This window comes from Labilibaculum filiforme (assembly GCF_002843315.1).
GTDB classification, from domain to species: Bacteria; Bacteroidota; Bacteroidia; order Bacteroidales; family Marinifilaceae; genus Labilibaculum; species Labilibaculum filiforme.
Map to the genome: position 1 here is coordinate 170,784 of NZ_MVDD01000006.1, position 20,592 is coordinate 191,375.

At 34.4% G+C, this 20,592-nt stretch carries 13 protein-coding genes; 2 read left to right on the forward strand and 11 right to left on the reverse strand.

All coding sequences use genetic code 11. The features are described from left to right. Positions 1–199 precede the first annotated feature (199 nt). The gene (locus BZG02_RS10235; protein WP_180335690.1) at positions 200–3,550 is read right to left on the reverse strand and encodes a PAS domain S-box protein; all 3,351 of its coding nucleotides are present in this window, start codon (positions 3,548–3,550) and stop codon (positions 200–202) included. 128 nt (positions 3,551–3,678) lie between these two features. Next, positions 3,679–4,143 (reverse strand): Lrp/AsnC family transcriptional regulator, encoded by a 465-nt coding sequence (locus tag BZG02_RS10240; protein ID WP_101261336.1) that lies wholly within the window; start codon positions 4,141–4,143, stop codon positions 3,679–3,681. 187 nt (positions 4,144–4,330) lie between these two features. Here BZG02_RS10240 and BZG02_RS10245 point away from each other — a divergent pair, with 187 nt between their 5' ends. Continuing rightward, positions 4,331–5,305: an NAD-dependent epimerase/dehydratase family protein gene (locus BZG02_RS10245; RefSeq protein ID WP_101261337.1), complete on the forward strand. Its 975-nt coding sequence runs from the start codon at positions 4,331–4,333 to the stop codon at positions 5,303–5,305. Positions 5,306–5,647: 342 nt separating this feature from the next. Here the strand turns inward: BZG02_RS10245 and BZG02_RS10250 are convergent, their stop codons facing one another. The 5 genes from BZG02_RS10250 to BZG02_RS10270 form a co-directional block, all read right to left on the reverse strand. Then, on the reverse strand, positions 5,648–6,688 hold the full coding sequence (locus BZG02_RS10250) for a radical SAM/SPASM domain-containing protein (RefSeq protein ID WP_101261338.1): 1,041 nt from the start codon (positions 6,686–6,688) through the stop codon (positions 5,648–5,650). Between the two features lie 93 nt (positions 6,689–6,781). Beyond that, positions 6,782–7,270 (reverse strand): hypothetical protein, encoded by a 489-nt coding sequence (locus BZG02_RS10255; RefSeq protein ID WP_101261339.1) that lies wholly within the window; start codon positions 7,268–7,270, stop codon positions 6,782–6,784. Between the two features lie 763 nt (positions 7,271–8,033). Further along, a complete protein-coding gene (locus BZG02_RS10260; protein WP_101261340.1) occupies positions 8,034–10,847 on the reverse strand; it encodes an alpha/beta hydrolase family protein in 2,814 nt (937 codons plus the stop codon). A 33-nt stretch (positions 10,848–10,880) separates the two neighbouring features. Further along, positions 10,881–11,696, reverse strand: coding sequence for a 3'(2'),5'-bisphosphate nucleotidase CysQ (gene cysQ / locus BZG02_RS10265; RefSeq protein WP_101261341.1), 816 nt, complete (start codon positions 11,694–11,696; stop codon positions 10,881–10,883). Positions 11,697–11,740: 44 nt separating this feature from the next. Next, entirely contained in the window at positions 11,741–13,522 is a 1,782-nt protein-coding gene (locus tag BZG02_RS10270; RefSeq protein ID WP_101261342.1) for an SLC13 family permease, read from the reverse strand. A gap of 187 nt (positions 13,523–13,709) precedes the next feature. Between BZG02_RS10270 and BZG02_RS10275 the strand changes: the two genes are divergently transcribed. Then, positions 13,710–14,282, forward strand: a complete 573-nt coding sequence (locus tag BZG02_RS10275) for a DUF2284 domain-containing protein (RefSeq protein WP_101261343.1) — start codon at positions 13,710–13,712, stop codon at positions 14,280–14,282. 49 nt (positions 14,283–14,331) lie between these two features. On the opposite strand, the gene BZG02_RS10280 is transcribed toward BZG02_RS10275, so the two are convergent. The 4 genes from BZG02_RS10280 to BZG02_RS10295 form a co-directional block, all read right to left on the reverse strand. Continuing rightward, positions 14,332–14,889 carry an HD domain-containing protein gene (locus BZG02_RS10280; RefSeq protein ID WP_101261344.1) on the reverse strand — a complete coding sequence of 186 codons (558 nt, stop codon included), beginning with the start codon at positions 14,887–14,889 and terminating at the stop codon, positions 14,332–14,334. Beyond that, positions 14,867–16,108 carry an isocitrate/isopropylmalate dehydrogenase family protein gene (locus BZG02_RS10285; protein WP_101261345.1) on the reverse strand — a complete coding sequence of 414 codons (1,242 nt, stop codon included), beginning with the start codon at positions 16,106–16,108 and terminating at the stop codon, positions 14,867–14,869. The genes BZG02_RS10280 and BZG02_RS10285 overlap by 23 nt, the downstream gene beginning before the upstream one ends. A 141-nt stretch (positions 16,109–16,249) precedes the next feature. Continuing rightward, positions 16,250–17,032 carry a toxin-antitoxin system YwqK family antitoxin gene (locus tag BZG02_RS10290; RefSeq protein WP_101261346.1) on the reverse strand — a complete coding sequence of 261 codons (783 nt, stop codon included), beginning with the start codon at positions 17,030–17,032 and terminating at the stop codon, positions 16,250–16,252. Between the two features lie 58 nt (positions 17,033–17,090). Further along, positions 17,091–20,354 carry a UvrD-helicase domain-containing protein gene (locus BZG02_RS10295; protein ID WP_101261347.1) on the reverse strand — a complete coding sequence of 1,088 codons (3,264 nt, stop codon included), beginning with the start codon at positions 20,352–20,354 and terminating at the stop codon, positions 17,091–17,093. Positions 20,355–20,592: the final 238 nt, after the last annotated feature.

Genomic DNA, 20,592 nt, shown 5'->3' on the forward strand with positions numbered 1-20,592 from the left:
CACAACAAAAATTAAATTTAATACAAAACAAATCTGTCTAAAATTAATGAAAACTCAAAATTTGATTATTAATTACTATACAAATTTCTGCTATTTGGCAAATCGTTGCCTCCTAAAACACAGCTTGTCATTTATCAAAAATCAGATTTATTGCAAAGTAGTTTCAATCGCATGAGCAAAGTTTTTTACTATTATCTCATTAATCTTTTGGCATTAAATTGGGTTGTAGAAATTTCCAAAGTAACTTATACAAAGCCTCTTTATCGATTGGTTTTGAAATATACCCTTTAAACCCAAGTTCTGTTACTTTCTTCTGATCTTGCTTTAATGCATATGCCGTTTGTGCAATAATTGGGATATTAGGATTTAGTTTTAATATTTGCACCGAAGCTTTATAGCCATCCAAAACTGGCATTTTCACGTCCATTAATATTAAATCAATATCCATTTTGTTCGCCACCATTTGCAAAGCTTCCCTTCCATTTTTCGCCCAAATAACTTTTGCCGAAGTAGGAGCCAAAATTTCATTTATCAGCAAATAATTAAATTCGATATCCTCCACGACCAAAATGGTTTCATTTTTTAAGGAAGGAGCAGATATTTCTGTAGTTACAGCCTCGCCGTTTTTTGATTTTGAATGAACCACATTTTTTAAACAGAAATAAAAATCGGTGCCTTTATCTTTTTCCGAGGTAAGCCATAATTCACCATTCAATAAATTCGAAATCTCCTTACATATTGCCAATCCTAAACCAACACCCGACTGCATTCCTAAACTAGGCTCTTCAATCTGTCTAAAAATGTCAAAAATAACTTTCCTATGCTCTGGCAAAATACCAATTCCAGTATCGGATACGTAAAAAGTAATATCCGCACCTTCTACCCGGTAACCATACGTAATATTTCCCGACTGCGTATATTTTATTGCATTATTTAAAAGATTAGTAAGTAGTTGTATCAGTTTTGTTTTATCCGAGTTTAAGTAGAAATCTTTATCTGGAGTACACTTTAAGTGAGTAGTTAATTTTGATTTCTTACTTTTCACGAGTTCCGATTTCACATATTGCTGCAAGGTTAAAAATAGTTCGGATAAAGAAAACTCCTCTTTTCGAACTTTTGCTTCCTTAGCCTGCAGAAGCGAAACGTCAAATATCGCTTCAATTATCTCCAATAAATGCTTTCCACTCGATCTAATAATTTCATTCCATTTCACAATTTTATCTATCGAAGCATCGGAATTTACCAAACCACTAAATCCAATAATTGCATTTAATGGGGTTCTTAATTCGTGCGACATCGATGCTAGAAAGGTTGATTTTAATTGATCACTTTCTTCGGCCTTTTCTTTTGCAAATATTAACTTCTGCTCAAAATTTTTCCGGTGAAGTACTCCTGCCAAAACATTGGCAAACGCATAAAGTAAACCTATGTCTTCGGCATCCCATTCATTCTCTACCAAAATAGAATCGAAACCAACAAAACCAACTAAAAACTCATGAGACACAATCGGAAGAACCAATAGTGATTTTAGGTCGGAATGCAGATTTGCAAACGTTTTCTGAACAGCTTTTGATAAAAGTTCAGAGGAAGATAAATAAACATGTTCTCGTTGTTTAAACTTCTCGATCCACCAATAAAAATCCTGAACAGGTAAATTCTGCGAGACCTCTTTCTTAGAAACAATACCTTCTCGACACCATTCGTGTGTATTATTCAAGAACACACGCTTTTCATCAAGCAAAAACACGTAACTTCTGTCTGTATTTGTAAATTCACTAATATTCTTTAATGCTTTATATATTAGCTGATCAACTTCACTTAATGAGGAGCCTATAAAGTCGCCTGAAATATCTATCAGCAATTTTTCCATTTCGGTTTTATGCTTCAATCTAGCTTCTGATAGTTTCCGATAGCTAACATCACGAACAATGGACTGTATGAATTTAGCACCATTTAACTCAATTAAATTAGCACTAATTACAACGGGAATTACTTTACCCGACTTCGTTCTTTGCTTGGTTTCAAAAGAAACCTGTCCTTTTTCCCGAAGTGTTTCTCGAATGGTATTTTGCTCCTTTACATGAAATTTATTACTCCAACTTAAATCTGCGGGTTTTAACTTAACAAATTCTTCACGAGTATATCCATATCGCTGTATAGCAGCATCATTCACCTCAACAAATTTCTGAAAACCAGACTCATCCCAAGGATGTACAAAAACCGCATCATTTAAAGAATTAAAAAGAATACGAAACTTATTCTCACTCTGTTTTAAATTATTCTCAACAATCTTACTTTCGGTAACATCAGTAATATATCCTTCTATAAATAACGGTCTGTTTTTCTGATCTTTAATGGTAATTCCTTGTTCAAAAACCCATTTAAGCTTTCCATCCTTACTATTAATTCGATACTCGATAGTAAATCGTTCATTCCTTTCACTGCCTTCTTTTACCACCTCATCTACATAGCTTCTGTCATCGGGATGTATCAAATCATTATAGGCAATAGTGGAATTATAATTTAATTCTTCGGGTGTATGACCTGTTAAACTCAAAACACCCTGACTAACATACAGCATAGTCCAGGATTCATCAGCTAAACAACGATATACCATGCCGGTAAGGTTTCCCATTAATGTAGATAATCTCCTAGTTGCCTCTATGGATTTACGATGCAATCTTTTTTGCGCCGTTACATTCCTAACAATAGCAGTAGTTTCACTTTCACCACTATTACTAATTCTGAATTCGAAATAACAAACTCCTCGATTCTCTATTCGTTGTCGATAATCAAAAACCTGTACTCTTCTAGATTCTGAAGCTTCTGTCATAGCTCGAACGAACTCTTGCGTTAAACTCGCTTCAAATACTTTACGGATATCCAAACCAACTACTGATTCTTCCAATAAAAACAGGCCTTCCTCCTCCCCGTGAAGATCAATCACCTTACCACTTTTTGATATTCTTAAAATTAAATCGGGAATGGTTTCCAGTAAGGCATTTGCTTTTGCTTCGCTCTCTTTTAAGCGTTTTTCGGCTACTAACCTTTCGGTGATTTCCTCGAATATTGTGAAAACCTGTTCTATTCCTCCTGTATTTTTATTCAAAAGAGGTGTAGAGGTGATAGAAACCCAAACAACAGCCTGTTTTTCGGGGTTATATATACCAATAATAGCGTTAGTTACTTCTTTTCCCGTTGTTAGTGCAATATGTGCTGGATGAAATTCTTTGGTCATCAAAGTGCCATCTGGCAAGATATTTTTTAGCTGTGGTTCAAAACTTTCTGTATGCAATAAAAATTCTTTGTCGACACCTAAAATTCTAGAAGCAGACGGATTCACATAAACTATTTTCCCAATCTTATTTCGAATAATAATTCCTTGATTGGTAGTATTAAAAAGGACATCCGCTCTGTCAATACCATCTTTGCGTTCCTGATTTTGCGTAAGTTTATCTCTCTCTTCCTTTACTTTCTCAAGCAAATTTTCTAACTCAACAATTCGCTCCTTATATTCAGAAAGTTTCCTTTCGAATTTATCAAATGACATATATTGATTGTTATTAGACATAAACTTGAGATGTTACAACACCATTTAAAAATAACCTATTACAAGTTACAAAACCCTTGCAAGATTTTAAGTAGAAACAGAAATAAATTATTTCATCACAAAAATACTTATCGTATGTAATACTCAGATGTTTGCTTAATTTCTTTTATCACAAAAGTACTGTTCAGCACTCCAATATTTTTAATTTTCGACAGCTTATACCGAACAAATTCATGATATTCTTCCAGACTTTGAACGTGAATTTTAAGAATAAAATCAACTTGACCAGCCACATGATAACATTCCTGTACTTCTTGCAAATTCTGTATCTGCTCTTCAAATTCATCAATAAATGCCTCGTTGTGATATCGCATGGAAACCTGACACATGGCGGTGACAGATCTTCCAATTCTAGTTTTATCTAGAATAGCAACATACTTTTTAATAAATCCTTGGTTCTCCAACCTTCTAATTCTTTCGTAAACGGGCGAAACCGTAAGGCTCAACATGCTCGCAATCTCCTTCGCAGTCTTCTTTGAGTCGTTCTGAAGTATCCTCAAAATTGTTTTATCTGTTTGATCTATATTCTCCATATCAGAAAAAATTACTCCATTTATAACGTTTGCATAATCCTAACAAGTAAAAAATACGGTCATCCTTTAAAAATGCAGGAATTATTACTTAAATATTTTAGAAATATATGAAATAATACGGAAAGCCATTTACTTTGCTAGAAAATAATACGGTTGAACCTTAAAAAAACCAATTCGAAAAGATCAAATGAAAAAGGATGTAATTTTAATTATTGGAGCAAACGGACAAATTGGTTCTGTGCTTACAAAAACTCTTCAGGAAAAATTTGGAGTTAGTTTTGTAGTTGCCTCTGATTTGCGAAAAGATCCTAATTTTGAAGGTGTTTTTGAAGTAATTGATGCTACGGATTTTGAACAAATTCAATCTGTGGTAAGCAAATACGGAGTCAACCAAATTTATCATCTGGCAGCTATTTTATCTGCTAAAGGCGAACAAGCTCCATTGGCTACTTGGGATATCAATATGAAAACCCTTTTTAATGTATTGGAGGTAGCTCGTTTAAATAATCTGGATAAGGTATTTTACCCAAGTTCCATTGCTGTATTCGGCGACGCTGCAGCAATGAATAACACACCACAAGATGCATTTTTGAATCCCGCTACGGTTTATGGAATTAGTAAATCATCTGGCGAAAACTGGGCACAATACTACTTTTTGCGTTACGGATTAGATGTTAGATCGCTTCGTTATCCTGGAATTATTGGTTACCAATCGTTACCAGGTGGTGGCACAACCGATTATGCTGTTGATATTTATCACAAAGCAGTGCTAAATGAAGAATTTACCTGCTTTTTGAATGCGGATTGTGAACTACCTATGATATTTATGGAGGATGCCATTCGTGCCACTATTGAATTAATGGATGCTCCTAAAGAATCAATCAAGATTAGAACCTCCTACAATCTTGCTGGTGTTAGTTTTTCTCCGGCAGAGGTAGCTCGTTCCATTCAAAAAATATATCCTGATTTCAGTATTAAATACGAAGCAGATTTCAGACAAGATATTGCTTCTAAATGGCCAAACTCTATTGATGACTCGAAGGCTAAAGCGGATTGGGCTTGGAAACCTGAATATGATTTGGAAACAATGACTCGCACCATGATTGAAAAACTGAAACAGCAATACAAAAAAAAACAAGTAGAACTTGAAAATATAGGTTAATCACCGAAGTAAAAACAACAACAAACACACACAACACACTTACAAACACTAATTCGAACGCCTCGTTTCCATCCGGAATCGAGGTGTTTTTTTTGAATATGACTCGAAATTGATCAACAAAACTAATCCGATTATTAAAATCGAGCTAAGTTTAGCAAAATCTATAAAAGAAAAATGGATGTCTGCAAGAAGTATATTTAAATACAATTTAATACCGTAAATATACAGAATCATTAAAACCATGAGGATACTTTCATCCATTTCTCAGTATAAACAAACTCGTTAAGGGAACAAAATAGTTTCTAATAAAGCCAAATAATTTATCTTTTTTTAGGACAATTGCTACTCTTTAATCATTTCCGCTTCATTCATATGATATAACCTTCCATATTCTACTTGTATTCTAAACTTTGCATCCTTATCAATCAGTTTATGAAGCACATCACAAGTTTCTTTATTCGAAAAAAGCTTAAAGCATACATCACAAATAGCATCTTCAATATACCGATCGGGTAAAAGTCTCTCGTAACCATTATCTTTAAGTAATTTAACTAACACTTTAGGACCAAATGTGCGAATTGCATGAAGAATATAATTCATTTCGGCCCTATTGAAAATAGTAGCAATACTCTCCTTATTTAAATTTCCCAAATATAAAGGATTCGTTTCGGGCAAAGTTATAGGAGGTCCTATACAAGCAATAACATTTCCATTAGGAAAAATAATTGGAAAACTTGCCATTGGGCATGCACTTACAGCAGGAGATGAAGAATAATTAAAAAGACTGGAATCAATTTGTTTCTCGGCTCTACCAACCGGTAATATAATTGAAGTATTAATAAACTCCCTATCTACAAACTCTAATACATCATCAATTATATTCAAATACTCAGGAGAAGTTTCACTTTCGGTAGCTACAGCAACATTATATATTTTATTCAATTTTTTTGCTGCCCATATCGCATTTCGGACATATTCTATGGGAATAAATTGCTGATGAGATGAATCAGTACTGATAGAAATCATCTGAATAGACTCACACAAACTCATTATTCGAAGAGCTTCCTGCTTGGATGTTGCCCAATATGCGTTACTCACCACAGTCGTAATAAAACCAAGTTTATGTGAGTAATCAGCTACTTTTATTAAATGCTGAAGATTGTAAAAAGGTTCTCCTCCCGTTAAAGAAATACCACAAACAAAACCATCTCGATAAGCCTTTATTTGATCAAGCCAAGCATACGCAGACTCTAAAGTCATTTCTTCTTTTCTATTTGGCCCTGCTTTTACAATACAATGCTTACATGCGATTGTACACTTATAGGTAAGCATTATTCCCACGTTACTCAAAAAAGGAACTTCTTCCATTTGATTTTTAGTCATTACTATACTTGGTTATAAGGTAAAAATAAGTTTGCTTATCGAATAGATGTATCAACAAGCAAACTTTCCTGTAAGTTTCAAACTAATAAAATATCATACTTTCGGAGTAAGGATCATATCAAACTTTCTATAATCAATCTTAGCATTTTTAAGCCATCTCCAAGGAATTAGTAGCCCACACAGAGGAATTCGACTAATAATACGTCCTTCGACAGAAACTAATCCTAATTTTGAAAAATCCTTTTTAATCTTTACTCCTGAAGCACCAACAAGGTCTACATTTACAGATTCATTCCTTTTAACTCTAATTGATGAACCTCGCTCTTTTTTCAAAACAGATTTCTCCTGCAGAATTTTATCTTTATAAACAATCGCAACATCATACCTTTTCATAATGTCTTTATCTTTCATTAACTCAGGTATTCTTTCGCGTAACTCTTTAAGCTTGAGTATATCTACAGGCCACATCCCTGCCGGATGTAATCGATCTACGATTCTTATCGAACCTTTAAACAAACTAAGAATCTCTTTTGAAATCACGATATCTTTTACTCTAATCATGTCTTTAACATCAGTATTCATAAACTTGTTTTTTTGATTACCCTACTCGTATGGCTTTTCAGTGCCGCCCTGTTTTTAAAGTGTTTCAAGACTCCACTTGTAATTCAACACCATTATATTATTAACTATTATAACAATATTCATTACGCACTATCTAATTTAACATGATATATCCTAAAAGTCAATAGCTAATTTAATTATTTCTAATAAATCGATAAATAAACCTTTGCGCACCAACATTAACCAACTAAACTATAAGCCTGTAAGAATATTAACGACACATACAAACTTCAACTAACTTGATGTGCGAAGCTACTATTTAGATAACTAAATCACTTTAAAACAAACAATAATTATAAACATAACATAGATTGAAATAGCTCGAATTTAATTAGCCAGAAATACCCATTAATTAATGCAATACCAATTTCATTTGAAAATAGACTTTCATTAAAAATGAATTAATTTTTAGCTGTAACGAGGCAAAAAAGTAAAGCATAGCCAAGTTACGGTGCATCTTTTTTAACAAAGATATAGCTGACAAGAAACATTTTATAGAACTTATTTTGATGTTAATTTACCAATCAACACCTAAAAACCGCACATCATAACAAGTATTTTTTCAAGCCAATTTCTCTTTTTTATCTTTCCTTATTTCAGTTAATAAAAAATAAGATGCTCACTTAACTTGTTATAATACTGACAGAATATTTTAAACAGCCTCTTATAACAAAAAAAAATGCGCTCTTTTCAGAACGCATTTTAAAATAAAGTATTTGATTATCTATTTCTTAAGATCGTAACCATCAACAATTCCTTTTTTAACAGCAGGAATCCCATCAATCATCCATTCTGGAGCAGGTTTTCCCTTTAAATAAAAATCAAAAAACTGCATGGTTCGGATGGATAAATCCATTCTGTTAGGTCGCTTTTTTAAATTATGATCTTCGTTGTTGTAAGAAAGCATCCAACAAGGCTTTTGCAAACGACGCATTGCCACAAACAATTCAATTCCCTGATACCAAGGCACCGCTCCATCCTGATCGTTGTGCATCATCAGTAAAGGAGTTTCGATTTTTGGCGCATAGAATATTGGTGAATTTTCAATGTACTGCAAAGTACTGTTCCAAAGAGTTCCTCCTATTCTGCTTTGAGTATGTTCGTACTGAAACATTCTACTCATTCCTGTTCCCCAACGAATTCCACCATAAGCCGATGTCATATTCGAAACTGGAGCTCCAGCCATTGCACATTTAAATAAATTGGTTCTCGTTACCAAATAAGCAATCTGATATCCACCCCAACTTTGTCCTTGTAATCCAATATTCTCCTTATCGATGAACGAATAACGATCGATCATACTTAATGTTCCGGTAACAATAGAACTGTAAGCACTTTCGCCCGGATAGCCAACTTTATGGTAGGTAATATCCGGCATAAAAATAAGGTAATCATTACTCACGCAATAACTTGGATTAATAATAGACCAATTGGGTTGTGGTACATGATGACGATGCAATTCATCTGAACTTCTCTCGTAAAAATAAACGAACATTGGATATTTCTTTTTTGGATCGAAATTTTCAGGTTTGTAAAGTAAACCCTGCAACTCTTCTCCATCACCCGAAATCCATTTTACCAGCTCAACATCTCCCCATAAGTATTTTTTTTGCTGTGGATTTGCATCCGAAACCTGTTTATAATCCTTCAATTTTAAATCACTAACCCACAAGTTTGGATATTCTTTAAAAGTAGATCGCGTCCAAATTAATTGATTCGCTTTTTTTGCTTTTACTGGAGTACTAAAATTCGCATCCTCGAATATTATTTGGTTGGGTTCTTCATCTTGTTCTAATGTATAGAATCCTGATTTTTTATTGAACTCGTGAAATGCACTTAGTATAATTGGCTTTCTCAAATCAATAAATAATTCTTCCTCATCCAGCTTCACGTAATCAAATCGAATTTTATTTCTTCGACCAAAACTATTGGTTAAATTTTCAGCCCCTCTTATTCCTGCTGGATCTAATTTCCAAAAGTCATATCGATCACTAATAATTACTTCCTTGTCTCCATTTGTCCATCCAACAATTCCGTATGGACTTGGATCGCTTGGTGTGTCGTGAATTTCATCGTAAAAATTCGCTTTAATTTTTTTGGTTAAGGCTACTGTTTCACGACTTTCAATTTGGAAAGAATACCAAATACTATCCTGAGTTTCGAACCAAACCAGGTATTTTTGAGCAGGTGAAATAGTTACTCGTGAATTTTTCTTCTCCAATAATAAATCCTTCTTTCCCGACTTGGTGTTCACTACATAATAGTCTGAATACCAATCATCCCAAGAGATTAACTGCTGATATGGCAAACTCGAGGAACCAAGTGCCAATGTTGAATTTCCATTGTCGTAAAGTTTTACTTCGGGTAAATTCTCATCGCCCAACTGCAAAAGCATATCGTTTCCCGAATTATAAACAGCCAACCAAGTTCTTTTCTTCTCTTTTTCGGCCTGTACTTTTTGTTGTGGCTGCAACAAAGGATCTTTCCAGTTCCAGACATCCACATGGTATTTTTCATCCTCCAACAAAGTATCCTTTGGCTCATTAACTGGTCGCGGAGCAAGTCCGAAAAACAATTTTTCACCATTCTTCGAAAAATAAATTTCCCCATTTTCACTCACTGTCCACGCTTTTTGAATCTCCTTACTTAGCGTATCAACAATAATTTTAGGCTGTTCTAATTTTTCATTTTGATAGTACAGAGCAAAAGTTTTATTCTTAAGTGTGTCGGCAGAAAACAAAAATGAAAGTTGATCGCCATTGGGTGCAATTGATGCTTTCTTAGCTTCTCCCACTTTTTCAAAAACAGTTTTTACCTGCTCGTTTTTAGCAGTAAACCAATTCACTTTCGAGGTTTTAATGCTATCGCCTTCCATTTGAATAAAGGAAACTGCATTTCCATTTTCTGCTAAAGCATAATCAGAAACATCTTTATATCGATATTCTTTTCCAGTTAAAAAATCGAAAATAACAAGTTCTCCAGTTTCAATTTTATCCTTCTTGCCTTTTTTCTTTTTCGATTTTTCTTTCGATAATTCGAGAGAATCTACTATCAAAGTATCTTTTATCTCCTTTGGCATTTTCAATAAAAAAGCCATCCAATCGCCTTTCTCTTTTGGCAATTTAAACGACTCCAATTCCGCAAACTTACGAATACTGTTCTCCTGTAAATTCCATATTCCCAACGAATCTTTTGGTAAATCCTTTTTTTCAAGCTTTTTTACCTTTGCTTTACGAATCGTATCGAACTGCGCTTTAATGTTAAAACTTAACACATCACTACCTGGCGAGAATACGGCTTTGTAGGCTCTGGAAACAGAATCCAACTTCCCTGAACTAACCTGATATAAATAAAGGTAACCATCCCCTTTTTGTGGATTTACTTCATACGAAATCCATTTTCCATTATCGGAAATTTGTTGGTTTTTAAGATTTTTCCAACTATCATAATCGGTATGACTCAATGGAATTTTATTGGTTTGTGCCATTAAGCTGCCAATAAACAGACAAAGCAATATGGCAAATATTGATTTTTTCATTCCCTATATTTTATTGCGTTTATATCTATCGTTTTAGTATTGTCTTTTACAAATAAACCAAGGATTTAAAAGATCTGGTTTATTGTATGAAATTTCAAGATCAGATTCTAAATGTAAAACCTTTCCGCCCGAAGCTGTTACAATTGCATGACCTGCAGCAATATCCCATTCCATGGTGGGAGCATATCGGGGATACACCTCTGCTTCCCCTTCCGCAATCATACATAATTTTAAAGAGCTTCCCTTTGATATTAGCTCCACATCATCATGCTTCTCTTGTAGTTTCGAAATAAAATCTTTCGTTTCCTGATTCATATGAGAACGAGATCCTACCACACGAATCGCTTTTCTATCTTGAGCAATTGGAAGTGTTTTTGATAGTTCTATTAATTGATCCAAATCACCAGTCCAATCTTCGATAGCATCCATTCTGAATGCTCCCAATTCCTTATCTGAAAAATACAATTGCTTATAAACCGGCACATAAATTACACCAGCAATGGATATTCCATTTTCTATTAAAGCAATATTAACTGTAAATTCATCATTCCTCTTTATGAATTCTTTTGTACCATCTAAAGGATCAACAATCCAACAATATTCCCAACTTTTTCTGATTTCGTAATCTAAATGCTCTCCTTCCTCGCTAAGTACTGGCAGACCTAGATCATCTAATATTGCCACTATAGCTTGATGTGCTCTTTGATCAGCAATTGTTAATGGGCTATTATCCGACTTTGTCTGAATTTCAAAATCTTTAGAATTATATACTTCCATTATCTCTTTGCCAGCATTTAAAGATGCTGTTATAGCCGCAAAAAGAAGTTCTTTTCTTTTACTAAAATTCATTTATATATAAGCTTAACAATCGCAATGGATTGTGAAATTATCGATTAATAAAAATAGATATACGATAGTATTAAAACAGTTACCAGCATATAAATAATGGTGAGAGGAAATCCAATTTTAAAGAAATCCTTAAAGGTATACCCTCCTGGACCATAGACCATTAAATTGGTTTGATAACCAATTGGAGTCATGAAATTTGCTGCTGCCGCAAAAGCAACCACTAACACGAATGGCTCCGGATTTAAATGAAGATTTAATGCAATTGTAAGAGAAATAGGAAATACAATTGCAACAGCTGCCTTATTCGTTATGTAAGCTGCAAGGACCGATGTAATCAAATAAATTCCAAACAAAACTCCAACTCTTCCCATTGGAATAAAAACCGATATCAATAAATCGGCAATGATCTCAGCTAAGCCCGATTTAATCATAGCTGTTCCAAAAGCTAAAGCCAGAGAAATAATTAAAGCCAAATTAAAATCGACTCTCGAAGCAATATCTTTAGGGTTGGAAATTTTTAAGGCCAGAATAACGATAATCATTACAATTAAAGTCATGAATAAAGGCACAATCTTAAATGCTGAAAAAACAACAGCTAACACAGTTCCTCCAAGTAATAACCATATTTTATAGCCTTCCTGCTTTCTGAACTCTTTTACTTTTGATATAAAGTAAAAATCCTGCACTAAATGAGAACGATCTACAAAATCGTCTCCTCCTAAAAGTAATAATACATCACCAGCACGAAGTTTTACTTCTCCGATTTTACCATTCACACGACCGCCATTTCTATGTATTCCGATTACTGCAGCATCAAAATGTCCTCTGAAGTTAGCCTCTTTAACTGTTTTTGAAATTAAAGTTGAATTGTGCGAAATAACAATCTCGACAACCTCGATATGCTTTTTATGAGTAAGCATTCCAACGGTTGGAAGTGTTAATCCAGAACTAGGAAGTACTAAATCGGCAATGGTTTCTGTATCGCCTGCAAATAACAATCGATCGCCTTCTTTCAATCTATAATCGTGCGAAACTGCAGCTATTCTAACATTCCCCCTATTGATCTGAAAAAGGTAAAGACCTTTTAGATTCCTTAAATCTGCCTCTTCGATAGATTTTCCGATTAAATCGGAATTTGGTTTCACGTGCGCTTCAACAATATACTTTCGTGAATTTTCGGAAAATTCACCCAAAACATCCTCTTTTTCCGGCAACCATTTCTTACTTACCAATAAAAGATAAGCCGAACCAACAAACATCATGGGTATTCCAACATATGCAAAACTAAACATATCAAGAGATCCCATTGCAGGTATAATCTTCTGATCAATCACCATTCCATTAACAATCAAGTTAGTAGATGTTCCAATTAAGGTAATACATCCTCCTAATATAGCTGCATACGATAAGGGAATTAGTAATTTTGAAGGTGAAATATTGTTTCGTTTGCTCCAATTATGCACATACGGCATCATTACTGCAACAAGAGGTGTATTATTTAAAAATGCCGAAAATCCTCCAACCAAAAATATCATGCGAGCCATAAATTGCCGATAGGTTGTGGCCTTTTGAAATACCTTGTCAAAAAGAGTTTCTACAATCCCCAAATCCCTGATAATATCACCAATAAGCAGGAGCATTAAAATTACAAAGACCTGATCATTAGCAAATCCAGCTAGTATTTCGGAGGGAGTTAAAATTCCAAAAATACCTAACACTACAACTCCAATTAGGAATGTAAAAGCAGGTCCAACCCATTCTTTATAGAATGATATCAGAATAAAAACCAATACGATTAATACAACGATCGCATCAAATGAGAGCATAGAGTGGGTTTTGGATTGAGTTTTAAGATACGAAGATACAAAAATACTATCAGTAGAAAACTCATTTTTCAAACCTTTGCAATCAAACGGTGTTAAATAGATTAAAATTATGTCCTTTAACCTATAAAGGAGACAGATGCAAAGTGTTTAAAATAACTAAATTTACGATTCCGAAAATACTGTGAAAATGATAAATTACCAAACAGGCTCCTTGCTAAAAAAATACCATAACATTCCCATAACTATTCATTTTAAGCAAGTTAAACTTAAAATAAAGGAATTAAAACCTTACCTAAACCCAAAAAAATTTAATACCTATTGCGAAGCCTGCCCGAATCATTCTCAGAAATGGACTTGTCCTCCAAACTGCCCACCTTTTGATGATTATGCCAAAGACTACTCCCATATAACCCTCTACCTATTTTACACTTCGCCAAATCAATTTGAAAAAGCAAAAAATAAAGATAAAGCCTTAGATGCCTACAACTTTATAAAAGAAGAACTGCAAAACTACCTTCGGGAAGTAGAACCCAGCACTGGGAAAATGATTGCTGCAAATAGTTGCGAACTTTGTAAAACCTGCGGGCTTGTTGATGAGAAAGAATGTTATATGCCAAACAAAATGCGTTACAATTTGGTTGCCTTTGGTTTTAATGTGAACCAACTAATGACCGATTTGTTTCAACATGAACTGCAATGGGCAACAAAAAACCAAACACCTAATTTTGTAAGTAGTGTTGGAGCTATTCTAAAAAAATAGTCCGATAAATTACTTAACGGACTTTACTTGTATGCGATTAAGTGTAAAACTATACTTTCAACCTTTCTTTAAAAGGAAGAAAAGTCATAAAATCGGCATGATGTACAATGTAAGCTTCGGTGCTTCTTTTCACCATATTTCCTTCGCCAGCATGCGTTGCAATAATATGACAAATCTCTGGAGGAATACCACACTCCTGGGCAAGCGAAACACCTGAAAATGGATGACGAATATATTTTCCATAGGTCCCCTGCACAAGTTTATTCTCCTCATCAAGAACATACTCTAATAATTTACCTACATCACAAAGAATAGCTCCCGAAAGCAATACATTCATATTCACAGGTAGTTCCTCTTTAAAAAAGGAATTCATTTTTTCGCCACATTCCCTGGCAATGTGCACTACACACTTCTTGTGATCCATGAAACTCACCTTAAGATTAGGACCAGCTAGAAGCGTAAAAGGAATTCGTTGCAGATCTTGGGCAGACAGCTCACTTCTTTCCAAAGCAATTTCCCACACTTTAGCTGTTTTTTCTCTTAGCACCTCCTCTTTAATCCAATCGAGTTCGGGCCACAATTCCTTAACTATTTTTCTCGTATTCATAATCAGGATTGTTGAAGTGTTTTGCTTTTAACTTTTCGATGATACCATCAGCCATTTGCCGAGTGGATGCTGCTCCTTTTGATATAACATCCGCATTTCCATTCATCCTCATCATATCATAAGTTTGAATCTTTCCTTCTTTAATTACTTCAGCAACTGCTTTTCTAATTCTTATTGCAATTTCCTTTTCTTCCAAATAGTCCAACATCATGCAAGCCGATTCTACCATCGCAATAGGGTTTACAATAGAAATAGCATAATCAGCATATTTAGGAGCAGAACCATGAGTTGGCTCGAACACGGCAATTCCATCCTCTGACATTTGGGCACTGCACGCAAATCCCAGACCACCAATAAGCCCGGCAAATCCATCAGAAACAATATCTCCGAACATGTTCCCTGCTACAATTACACCATAATTTTCAGGATTTTTAGTCAACCACATCATTTGAGCATCAATATTCGTGTTCCAAAGTTCAATTTCAGGAAATTTTTTCCTTTGAATCTCTTTTGCCAACCGAAACATCATTCCGGAAGTTTCACGAATAACATTTGGTTTTTCGCAAAGTGTTACTGATTTATATCCTTTCTTTTTAGCGTAATTAAAAGCTGCCATTACTATTCTTGTAGTACCTGTTTTTGTGAAAATTCTTGTTGAAATGGCTAAATCCTCTCTTGGCACATTAGCAAAATTCTTCACAAACTTTGGATGTGAAGTGAGCGCTGCATATACTATATTATCCGGATTAGACCATTCTACACCACTATATAAACCCTCTGTATTCTGTCTGAAAATCACCACATCAACTTTTGGCTCTTCAATACCACCATCTTTTCCTCTGCGGATAAAATTTAATGGATTTCCTTGATAGCTTTTACAAGGACGAATACAAATATCAAGCTTAAAATATTGTCGTAAACCAACAATTGGACTTGAGTATACCAATCCTTTATTTTGTAGAACTGCAGCCAATTCTTTAGTCGCATCCTCCTTTGGTTTAGAGGTAATAGCACCAAACAATCCTATTTTATATTTTTCGAGTAATGCAATCGTCCGTTTAGGAAGCGGGTTTCCTTCTTTACACCAGAACTCCCAGCCGATATCACCCGTCACGTAATCCGCATCAAATCCTGCAACCTTTAAAATTCGAATCGTTTCATTAAGTACAAGTCGGCCAATTCCATCCCCTGGCATAACAACAATAGTTCTTCTGCTCATAAGTTTCAATTTTGCAAGTTAGGTACGATATATCTATCTTAAATATATCAAATTAGAACCATTTATCATATGAGTAAAATCAGTATTTAGACCAAAAAAAAAGCTCCAAAAGGAGCTTTATATCGATATTATAATTAAGTTTTAGTTTGAATTTCGAAAACTAACAGGAACCTTGATGCTCAAGATCCTATCATTTTGATAGCTTGTTTTCTCGACTGCAACAATATGAATATCTTTTTCGATAGTAAACCCCTTCGGCACACTAATTCTCAATTCACCAACACCGGCTACTGTTTGCATTGCCTGAAAACCTCTTCCATCGGCAGGAAAAAATTGTCCATCGATTAATTTTCCCTGATAAAACTGAACTTTCTTGCGTGCATTACTCAATCGGAACTTTAGAACGTACTCCTTTTGAGACTTTATTAAATCTATTTTTTCCACTTTAATAAAAGGAGTGCTTTTTTCTTTTCCTTGATTATTAATTTCTTTTAAGCCGATAGCAGGCAAATCATTTTTGTATAAAAGTTCCGATTTTAGTGTTCCCTTGTCCCAGAATTTTTTTTGATATCCGTTCTTTTTTCCTTTTGCATAACTAGTTTCGCGATAAACCTTTCCATTTTTATAGTACCAGTTTACAAGACCATGCTTCATTCCATCTACATAGGGAATATCGTACTGCTTTTCACCAGATTTGTAGTAAGTAGTACTAACGCCTACTTTTTTGTTATCCTTATATTCAACAATGGATTTTAATTCCCCGGTATCAAAATAATACTTCTTAATTCCATTTTTCAGTTTTGAAACTGCAGGTTTTTCAGCTACAACCACCTCATTACTATTCACTTTTTCCGATTTCCCTTTTAGAAAATCACAAGAGTTAAACACCAGAAGGACGCTTATCAGTACAATAAAATTTCTCATTTAGTTCGTTTTTTGAACCCGTTAAGGTAATAGGAATTCAATTTGGATACAATAAGAATTATACCTCTTCAATTTCGGAAAGCTTGCCATAAAGAACAAAGGCTTTTACCTCCTCGAAACCAAGCTGTTGAATTAGTTTCTTATAAGACAACACCTGCTTCTTGTGACTATTCTCTTTTTTCTTTCCAAACTTAAAATCGATTACAATAGCCTCTTTTCCTTTGTAAATTACTCGGTCTGGTCGTTGCACTTCGCCTTTCCCCATTAAAATGTCGCGTTCATTAACCACCGTCCATTCTTTCGAAAACCATTGGGAAACCGTTGCGTCATTCAATAATTCGGCAGCAAAAATAGTAAGCTCATCGGCCTGAATTTGATCCAATTTCCCTTCAAATTGTAATTGGCTCACCGCTTTTTCAACATCCTCTTTATACTCTATCAATTGAAATAACTGATGCAAAATATTCCCTCTACTCACTGGCGAAAAGGTCTCCACGGATTCTGCTTCTGAGAAATCGAAATAATCTGCAGAATGCGCCCGCAACTTTAAGCGATCATCGAGTAAAGAAGCGGGATATTCCTTTCGCTTCTCTTTCGGTTTTTGAATTACTTCCACAGTCCTGGCTTTTAGTTCGCCCATTTCAAAAAAGTGACCTTCCTTGTTCCAATGTTGCGCTAAAGACACAATTTTATTCCCATTAAAATCCGAAGAATAATTATCCGAGTTTTCGAAGGCAATTAGAAGCAGATCCGATATATTTTTCAGATCTCTTTTGGCAGAAAGTGGCGAATAGCTAATAAAAACCTCTTCGGCTCTGGTTTGAGCAACATATAAAAGATTCAAATTATCGATATAAGACTGCAACTTTTCCGTAAAATATTCCTGATAATATATGGTCTCCTTTAAACTACTACTATAGCGAACTGGAAGAATATCCAACGCATTAAAACCTTCCACCTTTGGCTGACACCATAATATATTTGTATGCCTTGTATTGTCCAAATCCCAATTACAAAATGGTAGTATCACCACTTTAAACTCCAATCCTTTCGATTTGTGAATCGTCATAATTCGAATGGCATCCTGTTGATCGGAAACAGAAATTACCTCTTTATCTTTTCGTTCGGCCCAATAAGTCACGAATGAATTTAAATCGGGAGCATCTGTTTTTGTAAATCCTAATACTAAATCCTGAAAAGCTTCTAAAAATGGAAAATCCTGAGCATGCTTATTCAAATTAAAAATCTGGATCAATTTCTCAACCAAATCATACAAAGCCTGTCTTTTCAATTCTGGAATATTAGCAATAAATTCGTCAGGAAAAACCGATTCAAAGGTACTCTCCTCTAAAGAAATTGTATATAATAAATCCTTATCCGCTGGCACTTGCTCTTGAATATAAACCAGGTATTCCTGTTTTAAAAAGCCCAAATTAATTTTATCATTAGGATATACAAAATAGTGCAATAAATGCGTCAGAAAACTAATCACCGAAGAATTCTTTAGGTAAAGAGAATCATTCGATATTACATCGTAATTAATACCTTCTTTTGCATTTTCGCTAGCCCGATATGCCATTAAAGTATCTGCTATTAGGCCTCCTTCTTTCCCATTTCGCACTAAAATAGAGATATCTCTGGCCTGATAACCCATTTCCTGAAATTGTTCGATTTTCAATGGCAAATCTTCCAATACTTTTTCCATCCAATCGGAATCACTTTCCTTCTCAATAAAAAGTGCCTTTATGTATCCAGAAAACTTACCTTGACTATCGGGAAAGTACTGATAAACATCCTGATAAGCATCTATAATTTTTTCCCGTTCCTCTAATAATCCATCCGAAATTTCGGCAGGAATTGAGGCATTGTATTCGTTTTGTAATAACTGTGCTCCTAGCGCAAACACAGCATTATTATAATTAATTACATTTTTAGAACTTCGCCAATTGTAATTTAAAGTCATGCCATTCACTCCAAAACCATCAAAATCCTTATCTAATTGTTCCGATAAAATTTTCCAGTCGCCGTTTCTCCATCTATAAATGGATTGTTTTACATCTCCAACCACCAAAGAATGATTCCCTTCGGCCAAAGAATTTGTTACCAATGGTCTAAAACTCTCCCACTGCATAGATGAAGTATCCTGAAACTCATCGATCATGAAATGCTTATAAACATTCCCAATTTTCTCATAAATAAAAGGCGTTTCATTATCTCCAATAATACTTCGAAGTAAACGACTAGCATCCGAAAGAAGAAAAATATTTTCACTTTCTGAATACTCCCGAATCTTTTTAGACAAATCAGTAAGAACACCTAATGTGTAGATATAACTCAAAGTCTTATCTGTTGATTTATACAACATTGCCTGCTCATCGTAATGATTTATTGCTTTCTTCAACAAGTCATTCAAACCCGAACTATAAACCGCTCCTACTGCTTGTTTAGTAGCCGCACTAGCCTTGCCTGTAGTCCATTTTTCAGGAGTATCTACTGCCGATCTAGCTCTAATTCCGGGCTCCATTTTTCCTCCCTCTCCTAATCCATACAAATAACCAGCAACACCTGATTTCCCATAGGCAAACTCCGTTATTTCTAAGGCATGTTGCTCCAAAATACGTATGGTTTCTGCACCAATTTTATGAAAAAAGCTTTCGAAATCATCCTTTATTTCCTTCAATATTTTGCGATAGGAACTCAGAAATTTTTTATCGGAAAGTTTCTCAATTAATTTATCGGAGAAATTTTTAAAATCTTCTTTAAAGACTTCATTTCCCACCTCTAAAATTTCCTGTTTAAAATTCCAGTTTTTTCCTTCTCGGATTTTTGATTCTGCAAAATCGGTAAGCCATGACCTTAAGTGTGGATCCTTATCTACATCAGCAAATAGTAAATCGGCTACCTCGTTCAGCACTCTACGTTGATCCAATTCAATATTATACCCCATCTGCAAACCAATTTCCCGGGTAAAGGATCGAACTACTTTCTGGAAAAAACTATCAATTGTTGTAACCGAAAACCGGGAATAATCATGAAGCATCCTGTTCAAAATTTCCTTTGCTCTGGAAATCAATTCCTCTGAATTTAAGTGATGCTTCTCTTTCAATTCGTTAGCATAAGGAGAAACATCCGATTGAGAAAGTAGATAAATCTCCTTCACAATCCGGGATTTCATTTCGTCGGTAGCTTTATTTGTAAAAGTTACAGCAAGAATACTTTTATAATTTAATGGATTTTCAAAAACCAAATTCAAATACTCTTTGGTTAGCGTGTAGGTCTTACCAGACCCTGCGGATGCTCTATATATGGAAAGTTCGGACATGTTTGAATCTATATTTAATCCGAAAATAGTAATAATAATTAGGAGGCAAGGAGCAATATTCAAATAAAATATTCATTTAACTACATTACTTCTATAATTTCTAAATAAGCACCATATGTAATAAATTTCACACTAAACTTAATTATCAAATTAAGTTTAATTAAAAATAACCTGATTTTCATCAATATTAAATAAATACATCCCTATTTATTTACAATAATACAAGAATGTAACTATT

Bases quoted from the DNA above. Each gene is read 5' to 3' on its own strand.
- BZG02_RS10245 (WP_101261337.1), top strand. From the start codon at position 4,331: ATGAAAAAGGATGTAATTTTAATTATTGGAGCAAACGGACAAATTGGT.
- BZG02_RS10240 (WP_101261336.1), bottom strand. From the start codon at position 4,143: ATGGAGAATATAGATCAAACAGATAAAACAATTTTGAGGATACTTCAG.
- BZG02_RS10290 (WP_101261346.1), bottom strand. From the start codon at position 17,032: ATGAGAAATTTTATTGTACTGATAAGCGTCCTTCTGGTGTTTAACTCT.
- BZG02_RS10270 (WP_101261342.1), bottom strand. From the start codon at position 13,522: ATGCTCTCATTTGATGCGATCGTTGTATTAATCGTATTGGTTTTTATT.
- BZG02_RS10285 (WP_101261345.1), bottom strand. From the start codon at position 16,108: ATGAGCAGAAGAACTATTGTTGTTATGCCAGGGGATGGAATTGGCCGA.
- BZG02_RS10280 (WP_101261344.1), bottom strand. From the start codon at position 14,889: ATGAATACGAGAAAAATAGTTAAGGAATTGTGGCCCGAACTCGATTGG.
- BZG02_RS10295 (WP_101261347.1), bottom strand. From the start codon at position 20,354: ATGTCCGAACTTTCCATATATAGAGCATCCGCAGGGTCTGGTAAGACC.
- cysQ (WP_101261341.1), bottom strand. From the start codon at position 11,696: ATGAATTTTAGTAAAAGAAAAGAACTTCTTTTTGCGGCTATAACAGCA.
- BZG02_RS10235 (WP_180335690.1), bottom strand. From the start codon at position 3,550: ATGTCATTTGATAAATTCGAAAGGAAACTTTCTGAATATAAGGAGCGA.
- BZG02_RS10260 (WP_101261340.1), bottom strand. From the start codon at position 10,847: ATGAAAAAATCAATATTTGCCATATTGCTTTGTCTGTTTATTGGCAGC.
- BZG02_RS10250 (WP_101261338.1), bottom strand. From the start codon at position 6,688: ATGACTAAAAATCAAATGGAAGAAGTTCCTTTTTTGAGTAACGTGGGA.
- BZG02_RS10255 (WP_101261339.1), bottom strand. From the start codon at position 7,270: ATGAATACTGATGTTAAAGACATGATTAGAGTAAAAGATATCGTGATT.
- BZG02_RS10275 (WP_101261343.1), top strand. From the start codon at position 13,710: ATGATAAATTACCAAACAGGCTCCTTGCTAAAAAAATACCATAACATT.